The 17,489-nt window shown below is 49.9% G+C and carries 17 protein-coding genes; 11 read left to right on the top strand and 6 right to left on the bottom strand.

Annotation, left to right across the window (positions count from 1 at the left end; translation table 11 throughout):
* Positions 1-3 precede the first annotated feature (3 nt).
* The 3 genes from L9G74_RS02070 to L9G74_RS02060 all read left to right on the top strand — a co-directional run bounded on the left by L9G74_RS02070 (position 4) and on the right by L9G74_RS02060 (position 1,561).
* Positions 4-396, top strand: coding sequence for a DUF2721 domain-containing protein (locus L9G74_RS02070; RefSeq protein ID WP_238894614.1), 393 nt, complete (start codon positions 4-6; stop codon positions 394-396).
* Between the two features lie 161 nt (positions 397-557).
* Complete coding sequence (locus L9G74_RS02065; RefSeq protein WP_438944529.1) at positions 558-1,037, top strand: nuclear transport factor 2 family protein; 480 nt, start codon at positions 558-560, stop codon at positions 1,035-1,037.
* Between the two features lie 89 nt (positions 1,038-1,126).
* Positions 1,127-1,561, top strand: a complete 435-nt coding sequence (locus L9G74_RS02060; protein WP_238894613.1) for a hypothetical protein — start codon at positions 1,127-1,129, stop codon at positions 1,559-1,561.
* 92 nt (positions 1,562-1,653) lie between these two features.
* On the opposite strand, the gene tyrS is transcribed toward L9G74_RS02060, so the two are convergent.
* Entirely contained in the window at positions 1,654-2,853 is a 1,200-nt protein-coding gene (tyrS, locus tag L9G74_RS02055; protein ID WP_238894612.1) for a tyrosine--tRNA ligase, read from the bottom strand.
* 127 nt (positions 2,854-2,980) lie between these two features.
* On the opposite strand from tyrS, the gene L9G74_RS02050 reads away from it, so the two are divergent.
* The 4 genes from L9G74_RS02050 to L9G74_RS02035 all read left to right on the top strand — a co-directional run bounded on the left by L9G74_RS02050 (position 2,981) and on the right by L9G74_RS02035 (position 6,379).
* Positions 2,981-4,387, top strand: a complete 1,407-nt coding sequence (locus tag L9G74_RS02050) for a peptidoglycan DD-metalloendopeptidase family protein (RefSeq protein ID WP_238894611.1) — start codon at positions 2,981-2,983, stop codon at positions 4,385-4,387.
* Positions 4,388-4,400: 13 nt separating this feature from the next.
* Complete coding sequence (locus L9G74_RS02045; protein WP_238894715.1) at positions 4,401-5,510, top strand: anhydro-N-acetylmuramic acid kinase; 1,110 nt, start codon at positions 4,401-4,403, stop codon at positions 5,508-5,510.
* A 70-nt stretch (positions 5,511-5,580) separates the two neighbouring features.
* Entirely contained in the window at positions 5,581-5,952 is a 372-nt protein-coding gene (locus L9G74_RS02040) for a DUF2750 domain-containing protein (protein ID WP_238894610.1), read from the top strand.
* Between the two features lie 76 nt (positions 5,953-6,028).
* On the top strand, positions 6,029-6,379 hold the full coding sequence (locus L9G74_RS02035) for a hypothetical protein (protein ID WP_238894609.1): 351 nt from the start codon (positions 6,029-6,031) through the stop codon (positions 6,377-6,379).
* Positions 6,380-6,570: 191 nt separating this feature from the next.
* Here the strand turns inward: L9G74_RS02035 and erpA are convergent, their stop codons facing one another.
* The 3 genes from erpA to clcA all read right to left on the bottom strand — a co-directional run bounded on the left by erpA (position 6,571) and on the right by clcA (position 9,278).
* On the bottom strand, positions 6,571-6,921 hold the full coding sequence (erpA, locus tag L9G74_RS02030; RefSeq protein WP_238894608.1) for an iron-sulfur cluster insertion protein ErpA: 351 nt from the start codon (positions 6,919-6,921) through the stop codon (positions 6,571-6,573).
* Between the two features lie 2 nt (positions 6,922-6,923).
* A complete protein-coding gene (locus tag L9G74_RS02025) occupies positions 6,924-7,721 on the bottom strand; it encodes a DUF6776 family protein (protein WP_238894607.1) in 798 nt (265 codons plus the stop codon).
* A 120-nt stretch (positions 7,722-7,841) separates the two neighbouring features.
* Positions 7,842-9,278 (bottom strand): H(+)/Cl(-) exchange transporter ClcA, encoded by a 1,437-nt coding sequence (gene clcA, locus L9G74_RS02020; protein WP_238894606.1) that lies wholly within the window; start codon positions 9,276-9,278, stop codon positions 7,842-7,844.
* A gap of 388 nt (positions 9,279-9,666) precedes the next feature.
* Between clcA and L9G74_RS02015 the strand changes: the two genes are divergently transcribed.
* From L9G74_RS02015 to nhaD, 3 genes are all read left to right on the top strand, one after another.
* Positions 9,667-10,686: an aspartate carbamoyltransferase gene (locus L9G74_RS02015; protein ID WP_238894605.1), complete on the top strand. Its 1,020-nt coding sequence runs from the start codon at positions 9,667-9,669 to the stop codon at positions 10,684-10,686.
* 24 nt (positions 10,687-10,710) lie between these two features.
* Positions 10,711-11,997 (top strand): glutamate-1-semialdehyde 2,1-aminomutase, encoded by a 1,287-nt coding sequence (hemL, locus tag L9G74_RS02010; protein WP_238894604.1) that lies wholly within the window; start codon positions 10,711-10,713, stop codon positions 11,995-11,997.
* Positions 11,998-12,264: 267 nt separating this feature from the next.
* A complete protein-coding gene (gene nhaD, locus L9G74_RS02005; RefSeq protein ID WP_238894603.1) occupies positions 12,265-13,509 on the top strand; it encodes a sodium:proton antiporter NhaD in 1,245 nt (414 codons plus the stop codon).
* 66 nt (positions 13,510-13,575) lie between these two features.
* On the opposite strand, the gene L9G74_RS02000 is transcribed toward nhaD, so the two are convergent.
* Positions 13,576-14,469 (bottom strand): general secretion pathway protein GspB, encoded by an 894-nt coding sequence (locus L9G74_RS02000; RefSeq protein WP_238894602.1) that lies wholly within the window; start codon positions 14,467-14,469, stop codon positions 13,576-13,578.
* A complete protein-coding gene (locus L9G74_RS01995; RefSeq protein WP_238894601.1) occupies positions 14,469-16,058 on the bottom strand; it encodes an ExeA family protein in 1,590 nt (529 codons plus the stop codon). Before L9G74_RS01995 ends, L9G74_RS02000 begins: the two co-directional genes overlap by 1 nt.
* A 158-nt stretch (positions 16,059-16,216) precedes the next feature.
* On the opposite strand from L9G74_RS01995, the gene L9G74_RS01990 reads away from it, so the two are divergent.
* Positions 16,217-17,452 carry a multifunctional CCA addition/repair protein gene (locus tag L9G74_RS01990; RefSeq protein ID WP_238894600.1) on the top strand — a complete coding sequence of 412 codons (1,236 nt, stop codon included), beginning with the start codon at positions 16,217-16,219 and terminating at the stop codon, positions 17,450-17,452.
* Positions 17,453-17,489: the final 37 nt, after the last annotated feature.

The raw sequence follows: 17,489 nt of genomic DNA, 5'->3' as shown, positions 1-17,489 counted from the left end.
CCTGTGTTAGAAAGTACCCATATTTCGCTGACCACGCCAGCGCTGCTGTTTCCCGCTATTTCGCTGTTATTGCTCGCCTATACCAACCGTTTTTTTTCACTGGCGGCGCTGATCCGCAGTTTGAGCGATGCCGAAAAGCCGGTATCCCATCTACAGTTGAAAAACCTGCGCCGTCGTATTGTCATCATTCGCCGCATGCAGGAAGCGGGCGTCACCAGCTTTGCACTCTGTGTATTATGTATGATATTGATCTATCTCGGCTTTAACCAAAGTGGTTCCGTGGTGTTTGGTGCCAGTCTGCTATTACTGCTGTATTCATTGGTGTTGTCGGTGGTGGAAATTCGTATCTCCGTTGATGCATTGAATATCCATCTCAAAGGATTGGACGGTTTGTAATCAAGCCGCCACGCTCGGGGGATTAACATGCGAGTGACGCCCAATAAAGCAGCAGCTTAGGGTTGATTCATCTGGCCGCTAAAGGCATTATCTCGGGGTGTTCTTTCACTATGCCGAAGCAGACGACGATGTTCGATCGGGACTAATAAGAGATATTCACTTTGCGCTTTTTGCTGTTTTCACTGATGCTGCTGTTTTCATCTCTCTCATTTGCCGCCGATAACGGTCAAATGCCACCAGAGCAGCAGCTTGCCATCAACTACATCAAAGCGCTGACAGAACACGACTACGACACCTTAGAAAACTTCTATAGCCGCGAATCGGTGTTTACCGATGCCACCGCAGGCCGCACTTATGTCGGCGGCCGCCATATCATCGAGTTCTTCGAACGCGCCCACCGTGGTGTGTTGGAATACGATTTCAATATCGAACACATGTTCAACACTGGCTCATTAGTAGTGATGATTGGTAACTATCATTTTAAAGGGCCGGGAGAGCAATTTGGTAAGCCGGGGAAAGTGATTGATATTGCGATTCCAGGCGTGACCACTCTCAATGTGGATGTGGCTAGACACCGCGTTAATCAGCACCTCGACTACATCGACTATCAAACCATGGCCGACCAACTCGCTGCACAATAATTGGCCTTAGTGGAAACTTCACTGCCCTCGGCTTGTCGAATACCTCAGTAGTGGCGCCTACAGCGTTATTGCATCGATAAGAGGTACCAATGAGACACAGCTATTTAGCGTTGCTGGCCAGCGGTATGTGGTTGATGACCAACGCGCACGCCGCTGATGCTCCCAGCATAACGGCGGATATTCCCATGGTGTTGTCCTACGCCGTACAACCCGTCCAACAGTTCAATCAGCAGCTACAGCAAGCGACTCAAGCCCAAGCGAGCTGGACGGCCAGCCCAGAAACAATTAGCCAGCATTATGTAGGCAAAGGCTTTGAGTTAATCAATGCACAACAGCGTAATGGCCGCGTGATTACCTATAATTTGCGACCTCAGACGGATAGCCACCCACAGATGCTGCTGATTTTGTCTATTGATAAATATCAACGCGGCTGGAAAGTCAGTAAAGCGGGACTGAGTTGGCGCTGCCATGATGAACATTTTTACAGCACCAACACCTGCGAGTTAGCTACGCATCAGCCCTAAATATCTGCGTTGAAGCTGGTTTAACAGAAGCGCACTTTCAGGCAAAGAAAAAGGAAGCACATGGCTTCCTTTTTTAATCACCAAACGTGTGGTTAGCTCAAGGTCACTTTGGCAAACTTGCGTTTACCGACTTGGAAAATTGCAGTAGTGCCAGCAGCAAAAAGTTGCTTACTGTCTTCGATTTTGTCGCCGTCAATCTTCACCGCGCCTTGTTTAACCATGCGCATGGCATCAGAAGTTGAGCCAACCAACCCCGCTTCTTTCAGCAGATTGGCTAACGCCATGCCTTCAGCGCCTGCGGCCAAGGTGACTTCCGGAATATCATCCGGCATTGCGCCTTTTTGGAAACGGTTGATAAAGTTTTGCTCAGCGCCATCGGCTGCTGCTGCATCATGGAAGCGTGCAATGATCTCTTTCGCCAGCAGAATCTTGATGTCACGCGGATTCGCGCCATCAGCCACTTGTTGTTTAAAGTCAGTAATTTCCGCCAGCGGACGGAACGACAGCAACTCAAAGTAGCGCCACATCAATTCGTCAGAGATCGACATCAGTTTACCGAACATCTCATCTGGCGCTTCGCTCACACCAATATAGTTGCCCGCTGATTTAGACATCTTCTTCACGCCATCTAGACCTTCCAGCAACGGCATCATGATCACCGTTTGTGGTTTTTGGCCTTCGGCTTTTTGCAGTTCACGGCCCATCAACAGGTTGAATTTTTGGTCAGTACCGCCCAACTCAACATCGGCATGCAGGGCAACGGAATCCCAACCTTGCAGCAATGGATACATAAATTCATGAATCGCGATAGATTGACCCGCAGCGTAACGTTTTTTGAAATCATCACGCTCCATCATACGCGCCACGGTTTGATGCGACGCCAGACGGATCATGCCCGCTGCACCCAGTTCTTCTAACCAAGACGAGTTGAATTCAATGCGCGTTTTGGCTGGGTCGAGGATTTTATACACTTGCTGTTTGTAAGTCTCAGCATTGGCATTGACTTGCTCGCGAGTCAGTGGCGGACGCGTCGCGTTTTTACCGCTTGGGTCGCCTACCATGCCGGTGAAGTCACCAATCAGAAAGATCACTTCGTGGCCGAGTTCTTGAAACAAACGCAATTTGTTCAAAATTACGGTGTGGCCTAAATGGATATCAGGCGCAGTCGGATCAGCGCCAAGCTTGATCTTCAGCGGACGACCTTCTTTCAGCTTTTCCAGCAAATCGGATTCCAGCAGAATTTCTTCTGTACCACGTTTAATTTCTGCTAATACTTGTGCTAAATCAGTCATCTTGCCTAGAACTCCCCCAAGGCACAAAAATAAGGAGGCTTATGGTACTTGTTAGCCAGCATAATTGAAAGCGTGTAAACTAACGGCTTATTATCTAGTCACTGTTTTTTCGTGGTATTCAGGCTCAATGGCAAAATTCATTACATTATTTAAACTACTGCCGAAAAAGCACCAAGTCATTCTTGCGGTGCTGGTAATGATCACCCTCTTGCTCATGTTTATTCCGCCGGAAAGCGCTCAAGCCTCCAAACAGACACCATCGAATACGTCAAAGACTCGCTATGACGTGCCACTAGCGTTTCGCACGCCAGATGCGCCAACAGTGCAAAACATTGAGGAAAGTGGTGAAGTGGAAGCCTCAGAGCAAGCCGCTGAAGCGATTACCGCCGACCTTGCAGACAAAACCAGCGAAGCCTTAGAGCCACAAGTCGATAAACAAGCTCCGAATGTCGCAGAGTTGGAACATTTCGAAGTTAAGCGTGGCGATACCCTCGCCGCCGTGTTCCAGCGTGCGTCATTAACGGCGCGTGAAGTGTATGACATCACCCAACTGCCGTTAGCGAAAGAACACCTCATTAAGATTATGCCCGGTGAAGAGATAACGATTGCCAAAGACGCTGACGGTGCGCTCAAACTGCTGCAATATCGTATTGATGCCATCTCCACCTTAACCGTCAATCGCGATGCCACTGGCTACCATGAAACCGTCGCAGCCAAGCAAGTTGAAAACCGCCAAACCTTCGTCAATGCCACCATTAAAAGTAACTTTTGGAACGCTGGGGTTGATGCTGGATTAAATCCAGCGCAGATCATGCAGCTGGCGGCTATTTTTGGCTGGGACGTCGACTTTGCCCTCGACATTCGCAACGGCGATAGTTTCTCGCTGATTTATCAGCAAGAGTATGCCGATGGTGAATATCTCCGTAGCGGCAATATTCTCGCCGCTGAGTTTATCAACCAAGGCAAGCGCTTTACTGCAATACGTTACGCCGATGGCAAATATTATTCCGAAGATGGCCGCAGTATGCGCAAAGCCTTCTTAAGCTCGCCGGTCGACTTCAAATACGTGAGTTCTAATTTCAACCCGAAACGTTTACATCCAGTGACCGGATTAGTTAGACCACACCGTGGCGTTGATTATGTTGCCGCCATTGGCACACCAATTAAAGCGGCGGGCGCCGGTAAAGTGGTTGAAGCCAGTTACAACCAGTTCAATGGTAATTATGTGTTTATTCGCCATAATGCGACTTACACCACCAAATATCTGCACCTCAACAAGCGTAAAGTAAAAGTTGGTGACACGGTGAAACAGGGGCAGATCATTGGTACCTTAGGGAAAACCGGACGCGTGACCGGTGCTCACCTACACTACGAATTTATTGTCAATGGCGTGCACCGCAACCCTCGAACGGTTGAACTGCCAAAAGCCGACCCGATTGCTAGCCAAGAACGCACCGCGTTTATGGCGCTCAGCAAGAAGTTGATGGCATCGCTCAATCAACAAAAACAAGTTCAAGTCGCAATGCAACAGTGAAGGGATTATGGATATCACAACAGGTTATTATATCGGTTTAATGTCCGGTACCAGTATGGACGGCGTGGATGCAGCGCTGGTTAAATTTGACCAAGGGCAGCCCACGCTCGTTGCCCATCACACCGAAGATTACCCCGACCATTTATACAAAGGGCTGCAACGTTTATGTCAGCCCGGTAACGATGAAATCAATCGTTTAGGTCGTCTTGACCGTACCGTGGGCAAAATCTTCGCCAAAGCAGTCAACACCCTGTTGGCGCAAGCCAATATCGACAAAGCTGAAGTTATCGCCATTGGCAGCCACGGGCAGACCGTACGCCACATGCCCAATTTGGAAATTGGTTTTACCCTGCAAATTGGCGACCCGAACACCATCGCCGCTGAAACTGGCATCGATGTTATCGCCGATTTTCGCCGCAAAGATATCGCACTTGGCGGCCAAGGCGCGCCATTAGTACCCGCGTTTCACCAACAAGTGTTTGCTAAAGCAGACGCTAATCGCGTCATCCTCAATATTGGCGGTATCGGCAACGTCACTTGGTTGCCGGGCGATGCCAAGCAAGTACTCGGTTACGATACTGGCCCGGGGAATACCTTGGTTGATGCGTGGATTCAGCAGGTTAAACAAGAGCCATTTGATAAAGATGGCGCATGGGCCGCTGCAGGGATCAGCTCGATTCCACTACTGACGCAGCTGCTGTCACATCCCTACTTTTCACAACCGGCGCCCAAAAGCACAGGGCGAGAACTATTCAACCAAGCATGGTTAGAGCAACAGCTATCTGAGTTCTCGCAACTGAGCGAAGAGGATATTCAATCCACCTTGTTGGATCTCACCTGCCACAGCATCGCCGGGGAAATCACCCGCTTGTGCGACACTGGCGAAGTGTATGTCTGCGGTGGTGGCGCACTCAATGGCGAACTGATGCGCCGGTTAACTGAACTGCTGCCCAGCCATCATATAGAAACGACCGATGCGCTAGGTGTGCCACCTAAATGGGTTGAGGGTATCGCCTTTGCTTGGCTGGCTATGCGCTTTAAAGCCAATCTGCATGCGAACTTGCCAGCGGTAACTGGCGCCTCACGCAGTGCGGTATTGGGTGCGCTATTCCCAGCGGATTAACCGCTTTATCGGCGCATTGACTGGTGATAGTATGCGCCGCTTAATCATCGTCCGAACCTGTAGGAACACCATGAAAAACAGTAACACCAATTTTGCCAACTACACCCCAGAGCAACGCTATCAATTTCTGGTTGAACAAGCGAAAGAGCACAAAGAGCTGTGGGTGATTCAGGATGATGATGGCTGTGTCATGCTCACCACCGATGATGAAGATTGCATTCCAGTGTGGCCCACCGAAGCGGCGGCTATTGCGTGGATCAAAGATGAATGGCAAGAGTGCCGCCCTTTGTCGATTCCATTAGCCGACTGGCTGGAACGTTGGGTACCGGGCATGGAAGACGATGAGCTATTTGTCGCAGTATTTCCGATGGAAGACGATTTAGGCGTTGTGGTGCCACCTTACGAGTTGGAAAGCCAATTAAAGCCAAAAACTAAGCACTAATACAGAGCGAGATATTGCCGTGCCGATAAAGCTCACTATGCCAAAACGCCTGCTACTCTTGTGTGGGGTTTACTGCGTGTTGGCAGCAACTGCGTTGATTAACAGCGTGGCGGTGGTGCCCGCATTATTGCTGCTGATGATCGTGTTATCGGTGTTTGCGAAACAGCAAGCCACAGCTTGGATCCTGCGCGGTTTGGCGGTATTCACCTTGCTCAGCGTATCAATGGCCCCTTATCTGCTACAACAAAATCCGCAATTAGCCGACGCGTGGCAGACATGGTGGACTGGCAGTGCGCTGGCAGTAGTGCCGCAATGGGGAATTTTTGCGGTTGCATTAGTACTGAGCATGCTGCACCTCTGGTTACTGTTCACCGCTAAGGTCGGTCGATGGTTCCAGCGGAAAAACAATTTCAATATTATGAGCTAGAGGCTGTTAACCTTTGCTGGTTATTGTTTTACTTAACAGAGCATGATTTAGGCAAAGCAGGTGGGGTGCCGTTATTCTCCAGTAAGCGCCTAACGCCGAATAAATTGAACAAACACTAAAGCTCAGCAGCTCTAGGGCATAAAAAATGCCGCTAAATTTAGCGGCATTTTTGTGTCAGCTAAACTGACCTGTTATACAGAGAAACTTGCCCCACAACCACAAGTGGTTTTCGCATTTGGGTTCTTCACAAAGAAGCGTGAACCTTCCAAACCTGAGGTGTAATCCACTTCACCGCCCACTAAATATTGTAGGCTCATTGGATCAACCACCAACAGCACACCTTGCTTCTCAATAGTGAAGTCACCTTCATTCACTTTTTCATCGAAGGTAAAACCGTATTGGAAACCTGAACATCCGCCACCTGTGACATAAACACGCAGTTTAAGTTCGTTATTTTGCTCTTCGTCTAGCAAAGCCTTTACTTTGGCTGCTGCCGCATCTGTAAATGAAATCGGCATTGCTGCGTCTGCTTGCTCAGTCATTATTACCCCTTGACGTCTTCTTGCTGCGGCGGATTATCTATTACCTGACTATCTTGTTCAAGTATTATGCTGGCGTCTTTCTCACCGTTGAGTAATTCTGATGCACTGAAGCTCTGCTCCGTTTCACCGCCGTTACTCCAACGACTTTTTGGCACGACCACTTTGACCGCAATCTGTTGTAACTCAAATGCCTCAGGCAGTGAGATATCGGTCTCAATCACCTGAAAATAGCGAAAACTGAATTCGAGTTTAGCGCCATTGTTGATCGAAGCCAACGGGATCTCAACGTCTTTGCCGTCTTTAATCCCTTTCAGTGTCAGCGCCGCATAACCCGCCAGTTGCTGCTTACGTTTCTTCAGTTGCGTTAAAATCAACTTGGCTCGAAACTGCTGTGGCAATGGCTTCGGCTGTAACTCTAGGCTGTTGATCGCCACCCCATCGACGTTGTTTTCTGGCGCCATCACGCTGCGATAAAAGGCTAGCTCACGTTCCAATTCCTGCTGGCGCTGGTGTTGTTTGGTAAACAGGTCCTGCATCTCTTTATTGGTGTTTTGTGCTAGCGCCAATTCAAGGTTGCGGCTCGCCAGTGCGTTCGCCTGGGTTTCCAACTCATGCTGATACTTTGCCAGTTGTTTACGCGCATTTCCGCCACCGGTCGGCGAGCTATCTGAGTATAAGTAGTAAGTTAGCGCACCGGCACAAAATGCGACCAGTACCAGCGCTAATAAATAGTTGGATGAGGGCCGTAGCTGGCGCTCTCGCAATTGGGTTCGAAACCACCAGCGGCGAAGTGAAGCCATGAAAATACTACCTTGTCTAAAAATCGAAGTAACTTGCCATCATATCGCAACAAGGCACCATGAAAAAAGCGCTACCGTATACGTCTAATGTTTGAGCAGCGCTTTCATAAAACGGCCTGCCTATTCCGCTTTGGTCGGCACGCTGGTACTGGTAGTCGTTGCGGCGGTGTTATTGTTATTCTCAGGCTCTTCGGTAGCAGGTGTTGGCGTAGCGGCAACTGGCGGTGCATTGGTGGATAACGACTGCTGCAACAAAGCGGAATATAACGGGCTGCCCCCTAGCGCTTGCGCGATAAAGGTCGCGCCAAGACAGGTCATCAGCAGCGGCATAATCAACTGATAGTTATCGGTCATCTCTACCACCAAGATGATGCCAGTCACTGGCGCGCGCACCGTGGCGGCAAACAATGCCCCCATGCCCGCAACCGCGTAGACACCTGGCTCCGCCACCAACGACGGAAATAATCCAGCAGCAACCGTGCCATAGGCCAAGCCCAATAACGTGCCCAACGCTAGCATAGGCGCAAACACCCCTCCGGGTGCACCTGAGGAGAAACACCCTAAGGTTGCCACCAAACGCACCATAAAAATTAACACCATGATGCCCCACGCCATTGGCTCACGCACAAATTCAGTGATCAACGCGACCCCACCACCGGAAATCGATGGCAGAAATAGCTGGAATAACGCAAATAAACCACCCAACGCTGCGCCCGTGCTAGCAACACGCAGGATGTTGTTACGATGATAACGTTTGAAGAAAGCGGTGCAGCGCAGGACCCACACATTAAAGTAGGTACCGATGACGCCAAAAATAATCCCCAGCAACAGGAACAACCACAAAGAGCCGAGCGGCGGCACCTGAAAGGTCGGAATATCCATCACAGCATCTTGGCCGTGGAAATAGCGCAGCACGATGGTCGCCATCAAGGACGCAAGGGTGACACATTTAAACGAGGTGAAGTTATAGCGAAACTGCGGCCGCATCTCTTCGATGATAAACAGAATCCCGGCCAACGGCGCATTGAATGCCGCCGCTAAACCCGCAGCGGCGCCCGAGGCGGTCAAGACGTGCGGAGCATAGGGATATTTGCCGATTAATGACGCACACATGCGCCCCACGGCGCCGCCGATCTGTACCGATGGTCCTTCACGTCCCAGTACCATACCGGAACTCAACGTCAGCACACCGGCGACAAATTTCACCGGCAATACGCGCCACCAGCGAATATCATGCAAACCATCCAGTGCGCCTTCAACATGCGGAATACCACTGCCACTGGTTTCTGGCGCCAACTTAGCCGTTAACACAAAGCCAAGTGCAGCAACGAATGCCCCCGCCAAAATCACCAATAATGCAGTGATCCCCACCGGCAGTTGCCAACTATCAAAAAAATGTAACCTTTGGTTGGTCATCAAATGAATGGCGGCTTCAAACATCGACACAATAAGCCCTGCCAGTGCGCCGACGAGCGCCGACAGCGACAACAAAACAACATAATCGGGTTGGGAAGTGAAAAAGCCAGGCGTCAGTCGATGTTTGAGCAATCCCTTCAATGGGAGATGCAAATTAGCAAATCTGGGCATACTTCTGAGTACTTAAAAGTTGTCGGCTGAGAGAGAAATGGCGTGCTGCAATAGCTTATTGATCCAGCGAGATAATGCTATGACAAACATCAACAATTCACCAATCATTATTTGATAATTTACCGATTTCTCAATAGTTTTATCCGCCATACATCACATGGCGCTACCTTCATATTAGCAAAAGCTGCAATAACCATAGCCCGTTCACCACAAATACATTAGCGATTGGTTCACAAATTTAAAAAGCCGAGCGTTTTATTGAACTGCCGCATCTGCTATAGTCTGCTCTCAGCCAAATATCATAAAATTCTGTGCAGCTTTGGCGTGGCCTGCACACCCTACATTGGAAACTAGGCTGATGAACCAATTCCAGGGATCCCATATCCTCTCTGTGAACCAGTTAAATCTGGACTCGATTCAAACCATCTTTGATGTTGCTCAGAAAATGACTCCCTATGCACTGCGTGAGAAGCGTACTCGTGTATTAGACGGCGCTATTCTCGGCAACCTGTTTTTTGAACCTAGCACGCGTACTCGCGTCAGCTTCAGCTGTGCGTTTGACCTACTGGGCGGCCGCGTATCTGAAACAGTAGGCATGGCTAACTCGTCATTGTCTAAGGGTGAATCGCTGTATGACACCGCTCGCGTATTGTCGAGCTATTCTGATGTGATTGCCATGCGTCACCCGCAATCGCACTCTGTTGCTGAGTTTGCCCAAGGTTCACGCGTTCCCGTGATTAACGGCGGTGACGGTGCCAACGAACACCCAACCCAAGCCTTGCTCGATCTGTTCACCATCCAAAAAGAGTTGAACAGTAATGGCATGACCATCAACGGCATGCACATTGCCATGGTCGGCGACCTGAAATACGGCCGTACCGTGCACTCATTGTCACGCCTGCTGTGCATGTATAAAAACATCACCTTCACGCTGATTTCGCCAAAAGAGCTGGCGATGCCAGACTATGTGATCACCGACATTGAAAACGCTGGCCACCGCGTCACAATTACCGACCAATTGGAAGGTAATCTGCATCAGGCAGATATTTTGTATCTGACCCGTATTCAGGAAGAGCGTTTTCCCTCACAAGACGAAGCAGATAAATATCGCGGTAAGTTTCGACTCAACAGCGCTATCTACACTAAAAACTGTAAATCCAACACAGTGATCATGCATCCACTGCCGCGCGATTCTCGTTCGCAGGCAAATGAGCTGGATAATGATTTGAACAACAACCCAAGCTTGGCCATTTTCCGTCAAGCAGATAATGGTTTGTTGATCCGTATGGCACTGTTTGCACTAACGCTCGGCGTGGCAGACCAACTGGAACAATATGAATGTCCAGTAAACTGGTTCTCTAGCAAAGCCGAACGCTAATTGAACGATTAAAAAGGATGCAATATGACCCGTTCTGAAGACCTGTTCGCTCAGGCCAAAAAGACCATTCCTGGTGGCGTTAACTCACCAGTTCGCGCGTTTAATGGTGTTGGCGGAACACCAAGATTTATCGACAAGGCTGATGGCGCTTACATTTATGACGCCGATGGTAAAGCCTATGTTGATTACGTTGGTTCTTGGGGACCAATGATTTTAGGTCATAACAATCCCGTGATCCGCGAAGCGGTATTAAAAGCCGTTGCTAATGGCCTGTCATTTGGTGCGCCTACCGAACTTGAAGTCATCATGGCGGAAAAAGTGCGTGATATGGTGCCATCAATCGAACAAGTGCGCATGGTCAGCTCAGGTACTGAAGCCACCATGAGTGCTATCCGTTTGGCACGTGGTTACACCAACCGCGACAAGATTATGAAGTTTGAAGGCTGCTACCACGGCCACGCTGACTGCCTGCTGGTAAAAGCTGGCTCTGGCGCATTGACCATGGGGCAACCAAGTTCTCCAGGTATTCCTGCTGACTTTGCCAAACACACGCTCACCGCGACATACAATGATCTGGCGTCAGTGCGCGCCCTGTTTGAACAAAACCCAACAGACATTGCTTGTATCATCGTCGAGCCGGTTGCTGGCAACATGAACTGCATTCCGCCAGTGGAAGGTTTCTTACAAGGTCTGCGTAGCTTGTGTGATGAATTTGGCGCACTGCTGATCATCGACGAAGTAATGACCGGTTTCCGCGTTGCTCGTGGTGGTGCACAAGGTCACTACGGCGTAAAACCTGACCTCACCGCGCTGGGTAAAGTGATTGGTGGCGGTATGCCAGTCGGCGCTTTCGGTGGTCGCAAAGAGGTGATGGAATACATCGCTCCAACTGGCCCGGTTTACCAAGCGGGAACGCTGTCTGGTAACCCAATTGCGATGAGCGCGGGTTTGGCACAACTGAACGAACTGTGCAAAGACGGTGTGTATGAAGCACTGGCAGACAAAACCAAGCAAGTGGCCGAAGGCTTAAAAGCCACGGCGGCCAAACATGGTATCAACATGGCGGTGAACTATGTTGGCGGTATGTTTGGTATCTTCTTCACCGATGCAGAAAAAGTGACCCACTTTGAACAAGTCACTAAATGTGATTTGGCACTGTTCAAAGCCTTCTACCACGGTATGTTGGACGAAGGTGTGTACTTGGCACCAAGCGCGTTTGAAGCAGGTTTCTTGTCGCTGTCACATGGCGACAAAGAGATTAAAGCCACACTGGACGCCGCTGATCGCGTTTTTGCCCGCATCAAAGGCTAATCACGCAACGTGTCTAAAAGGCCCGTCATGGGCCTTTTTTATTGCCTAAAGAACACTATACAGATTAATAAGTTACCAATAACGCCACCACAAATTAAGCCTAATTTAAGACTTAAGTAATATTGCGCCTGCGTGCTACGGCGTGTTCAAATCCGTGCGCTTCGTCACATATGTGCTGCGGTTATTCACAGCGACAACAACTCGCTCACCCACGGCATAGTGACCAACCAGCCCCCCAGGCATTCCGCAAATACGGATGGAACCACCATGCTCAACACGTTTCTACTACTGCTCGCAGTTTTGGCGCTGCTCAGTATTATCTTTGAGGAAGTCACTCATATTAATAAGGCCAAAACCACGCTGTTTCTTGGTTGTATCTCTTGGATAACGCTGTTTATCGCGGCCCCTACGGCGACTGATGCCAGCGCCGTCGATCAACAACTCGAAGAGAACTTGCTAGAAATCGCCACTTTATGGCTGTTTTTAATGTCAACCATGACCTTTGTTGCCTACCTCAACGCCAAAGGCATGATCCAAATTGTGGTCGGCAAGCTGTTTCCACAAAGTATCAATGTACGTCTGTTGATGATTCAGGTAGCCATATTTTCGCTGTTGCTGTCCGCCATCTGCGATAACGTCACCGCCACGTTAGTTTCACTGGGTTTATTGACCACCTTTAAACTGGAAAGCAATATTCGTCGTCGCATGGCGGTGTTGATTATCTTTGCTGTGAACTCGGGCGGCGTCTCGTTGATTACGGGTGATGTGACCACCTTGATGATCTTCTTAGATGGTCACGTCAAGATGGGTGACCTGTTGATGCTCGTCATCCCTGCTGCCGCCAGTGTGGTATTGCTGTCGGTGCTGTTTTCTTTCAAAGCAAGTGGCCGCGTCTATGCCAACACCACCACCCAAACGGTGGAAACCGTCGATGTGATTATTGCGCTGATTTTTGTCAGCACCATTGTGATGACCATGGTGCTCAACATCTTTTTTGCCATCCCTCCCGTGCTGACCTTCTTGACCGGCTTATCAGTGATGTTTTTGGTCGGTAAAACAGTACACACCGATACCGAAGAGATCCGCATCCTCGAATATATTCGCCAAGTCGAGTTTGATACTTTGCTGTTCTTCTTAGGTATTTTGCTGTTAGTTGGCATGCTTAAACAGATTGGCGTACTGGAGCAACTGGCAGCGGTATATGCTTCCCATAATCCAGATATTGCTAACTATGTTACCGGTATGGGGTCAGCGCTGCTCGATAACGTGCCCCTTACGGCGGCGTTATTAAAGGCGTCACCGGAGTTGAGTCTGGCTGGCTGGTTAGGGCTGACTTACGCGGTAGGTGTCGGCGGCTCGCTGCTGGTGATTGGTTCAGCGTCAGGCATCATCGCCATGAGCAAGATTGAGGAACTGACCTTTGTGTCATATCTCAAATATGTGCCAGCATTACTGCTGTGCTACAGCGGTGGTTACCTGTTAACGCTATTCATCGGTCATTGGATCTCATAAAGACCACTGAGCATTACATGAAAAAGCGCCAGATAAACTGGCGCTTTTTTGTTGGCGAACTAACGATTAAATCGCGGGCACACGAAAATCTTGCCCTTGGATCTCGAGTATCACATCGTTGGCGCGGATCTCTTTAATGGTCAGCTTCTGCTTGATCTTATCGCCCTCCTGCAACTCTTGACCGTCCACGTTAAGCCAACGCTTGCTCGGATCGGTCGCATACATGTGCGCCGTAATGTTGAATTCTGGCACTTGCAGTTGCAAGCCTGCTGGCAGTTCACCATAAGATGGATAACGCGCTGGCGCCGCTGGCTTAGCACTGGGATTATCTGGCAAAGGATCGTCTGATTGCGTCAAAGCATTACGTCGCTCAACCTCACTTAACGCCGCTTGAAAACGGCTGACCAACTCATCGTTGACTTCCGTTTCGTTAACCGCAGCTGCATTATTGTTAGCCGCGCTATCGTCTGCCTCCGTGTTACCCGCTTGCAAGCGGCGTAACATCGCTAAGCCTTTATCGTTTGCACCAGCACCTAAGATGATCGGTTCTGGCTCAGAAGCAGTGACGACGTCATCGGTAGCTTCATTGGGCACATCCTCCACCACACGCGCAGTCACTTCTGGCTCAACATAACTCGGTTTTGGCGCTGGCAAGGCTTTCGCCATCGGCAAGCTGACCTTACCCGCTAACGCGACCTCAGGTTGCGGCGGTGTGACGGGCTCGGCAACGACTATCGGCGTAATATTCGCAGCGGGCTGTGGCGCAGCAACGGGAGCGACTAAACGCCATACCACGGCTAACACTAACAATGTTAGTAGCACCAGCAACACCACATAAATCCAGCGTTTATCGTGTGGCTGCGGATGAGTTATTGGCAAGCGCGGAGCAAGCACCGGATCAATCTGTTCGCCTTGCTGCTCTTGCTTAGAGCGCGAAACCGCATCTAATAAAATCGACATTAACTGCGGTCTCCAGCCACTAACTGCGGCCCTTGGTGGCTGTTATATAAAGCGAGTACGGCAATGGTATCTGCCGCGGCACGTCCATCTACTGGCAATTGATGCGCAGTTTGAAATTGTTGTAACGATTGCGCTAACTCGCTATCAAAATAGCTCATGGCACGAGGTGAACGCTGCTGCGCTTTTGCCAAGCTATTTTCCAGCCATTGCACTTGTTCAAGATTGGCACTTGGCGTGACTTGCGCCGGAGTGTCTGCCGTTTTCTTCGCCAGCACCTCATAGGTGCCGATGTAGTGCTGTTCGAACCAGCTTTGTGACACCCAGAACTGCTGTTCATTCAGTTGCAGTAAGAGTTGTTGCTGCTGTTTTTTCACCAGCACGCCGTAAAACAGTTGCTCGGCAGATTTGAGATAAACCACGGCGGGATAGTTGAGTGCAATCAGTTGCGGCAATGTGCCTTGCTGTTGCGCGCACACCATGCCCAGCTGCTGCGCCGACTGGCACGCCGACACGCCCACAAACGGCGCCTCGCCCCATAAGGCAAATAAGCCCGCATATGCGGTATCAATATCTTGGCTCTTGGCAATGGCACTGGTCAGTAGTTGGCTAGCGACGTTGGTTTGCGGTGGTACCGCAGGTTGCACCGTGGCGTTCACCACGGTCTCAGCGGGTGCAGCAGCGAGATGGTCAGCCCCAGTCCACCACCAAACGCCAGTAGCGATGGCGGCGACTAACACTCCCGCAGCACTGCCCCACAGCCACGGCGCTTTACCTTTGCCTACAGGCTCGCCTAGCACCTCGGTGGCAGCGGCAGCAACCATCTGCTTATTAATCGGTGTGCGGTTCTGTCCGTAAGCAGCCATTAATGCCCGTTCACACAACAAGTTGATCACCCGCGGAATACCGCCACTGTAGCGATGTAACGCCTTAATCGCTCCTTGGTTGAATAAAGGCTCACTACGCCCAGCGACACGCAAACGGTGCTGCACGTACAGGCTGATTTCTTGTTCTGTCAGCGGCAACAAATGGTAGCGCGCCGTAATACGCTGCGCTAACTGGCGTAACTCTTGACGTTTCAACAGATGTTGTAGCTCAGGCTGTCCAATCAAAATCACCTGCAACAACTTTTTGGTATCGGTTTCGAGGTTGGTTAACAGGCGTAATTGCTCCAACACTTCAGCCCGCAGATGTTGTGCCTCGTCGATGATCATCACCGTGTTGCGGCCAGCCTGATGATTATTCAACAAGAACTGGCTAATCAGGTCTGTTAGCTGTTTTAGTGTCGGGTTCTCGCCATATTTAATGCCGAGTTCATCGCACAAGGTCGCCAGCAGCTCCAATTCCGTCAGTGACGGATTGAGAATAAATGCAGTATCAGTGTTTTCCGGCAGTTGCCTGAGCAAACAACGTGAAACCGTAGTTTTGCCGGTACCCACTTCGCCAGTGAGTAACACAAATCCGCCCGTTTCCCCTAAGCCATAGGTTAAATGCGCTAACGCTTCGCGGTGACGATCACTTAAAAAGAGATAGCTAGGGTTAGGAGCAATAGAAAATGGGTTATCTGAGAGTCCAAAAAACGCCTTATACATGGGGCTGGGCAGTCCTTATGTCCTGAATTGCCGACCAGTTTAAGACATGGCTAAAGATTGTCAAAACTCTGGCTCAGTAAATGTGCCGCGCTTAAAAAAGTGCTTGGTTGTACACGGTAATGTTATGCTGGCAACGTCAAACGTTTTAAGGAGTTATCGTGCAATTTTATCTTGTTGGCGGCGCCGTTAGAGACCAGTTATTAGGACTTGCAATTAAAGACCGCGACCATCTAGTCGTGGGGGCAACGGTGGAGCAGATGCTTGCCAAAGGTTATCGCCAAGTGGGCAAGGATTTTCCGGTATTTCTGCACCCTAAGACGCAAGAGGAATATGCCCTCGCCCGCACAGAACGTAAAACGGGCCGTGGCTATGGTGGTTTTACCGTTGATGCCAGCCCAGAAGTCACTTTGGAAGAAGATTTACTACGGCGCGACCTGACCATCAACGCCATCGCCCAAGATGAACACGGACAACTGTTTGATCCCTATGGCGGTCAACAAGACTTACAACAGCGAGTATTGCGCCACGTATCGCCAGCCTTTGTCGAAGATCCACTGCGCGTGTTGCGGGTTGCCCGTTTTGCCGCACGTTATGCCAACCTTGGCTTTACCGTCGCACCAGAAACCATGGCATTAATGCGTGAACTGGCCGAAAGTGGTGAGTTAGAAGCATTAAGCGCCGAGCGTTTGTGGCAAGAGTTAGAACGCGCACTTAATACCCCATCGCCGTGGGTGTTTATAGAAGTGCTACGCGATTGCGGCGCATTAGCCCACGTCATGCCAGAAATCGACGCACTGTTTGGTGTGCCACAGCCGGCGCAATGGCATCCTGAAATCGACACGGGTATACATACCTTAATGTCACTAAAATGCGCCACACAGCTGAGCGACGATGCCCAAGTCCGTTTTGCCACACTTTTACATGATTTAGGCAAAGCACTAACACCAGAGGAACTGCTGCCGAAACACCATGGTCACGGTCAAGCGGGACAGGCGCCGATAAGGGAGCTGTGTCAGCGCTTACGCGTACCTAATGAGTATCGCGACCTAGCGCTGCTCGCCAGTGATCTGCACCAAGATATCCATAACCTGCCGCAACTCAAACCAAGCACTGTTTTACGCAAACTAGACCAAATCGATGCTTGGCGTAAACCACACCGGGTAACGCAACTGATTAGCGTATGCCAAGCTGATGCCCAAGGACGTACTGGTTTAGAAAACCAACCCTATCCGCAAGGGCCATTATTGCAGCAAATATTCGACCAAACATCAGCAGTGGATATAAAACCTATATTGGCGGCGGGATATAAAGGTGCAGAGATAAAAGAGCAGGTTGCTAAAATTAGAACTACAATAATCAAATTGCTGTTAACAGAGTTCAATCAGAATGTTTAAAAACGGCGGAATTAGGGAAATATTCCAGAAAAATCCG

It is taken from the genome of Shewanella electrica (assembly GCF_022321485.1).
Taxonomy (GTDB): Bacteria; Pseudomonadota; Gammaproteobacteria; order Enterobacterales; family Shewanellaceae; genus Shewanella; species Shewanella electrica.
The sequence above is the reverse complement of the archived record's forward strand: the minus strand, read 5'-3'. Positions and strand labels throughout refer to the sequence as shown.

Bases quoted from the DNA above. Each gene is read 5' to 3' on its own strand.
- L9G74_RS02060 (WP_238894613.1), top strand. From the start codon at position 1,127: ATGAGACACAGCTATTTAGCGTTGCTGGCCAGCGGTATGTGGTTGATG.
- tyrS (WP_238894612.1), bottom strand. From the start codon at position 2,853: ATGACTGATTTAGCACAAGTATTAGCAGAAATTAAACGTGGTACAGAA.
- L9G74_RS02050 (WP_238894611.1), top strand. From the start codon at position 2,981: ATGGCAAAATTCATTACATTATTTAAACTACTGCCGAAAAAGCACCAA.
- L9G74_RS02040 (WP_238894610.1), top strand. From the start codon at position 5,581: ATGAAAAACAGTAACACCAATTTTGCCAACTACACCCCAGAGCAACGC.
- erpA (WP_238894608.1), bottom strand. From the start codon at position 6,921: ATGACTGAGCAAGCAGACGCAGCAATGCCGATTTCATTTACAGATGCG.
- L9G74_RS02025 (WP_238894607.1), bottom strand. From the start codon at position 7,721: ATGGCTTCACTTCGCCGCTGGTGGTTTCGAACCCAATTGCGAGAGCGC.
- L9G74_RS02015 (WP_238894605.1), top strand. From the start codon at position 9,667: ATGAACCAATTCCAGGGATCCCATATCCTCTCTGTGAACCAGTTAAAT.
- hemL (WP_238894604.1), top strand. From the start codon at position 10,711: ATGACCCGTTCTGAAGACCTGTTCGCTCAGGCCAAAAAGACCATTCCT.
- nhaD (WP_238894603.1), top strand. From the start codon at position 12,265: ATGCTCAACACGTTTCTACTACTGCTCGCAGTTTTGGCGCTGCTCAGT.
- L9G74_RS02000 (WP_238894602.1), bottom strand. From the start codon at position 14,469: ATGTCGATTTTATTAGATGCGGTTTCGCGCTCTAAGCAAGAGCAGCAA.
- L9G74_RS01995 (WP_238894601.1), bottom strand. From the start codon at position 16,058: ATGTATAAGGCGTTTTTTGGACTCTCAGATAACCCATTTTCTATTGCT.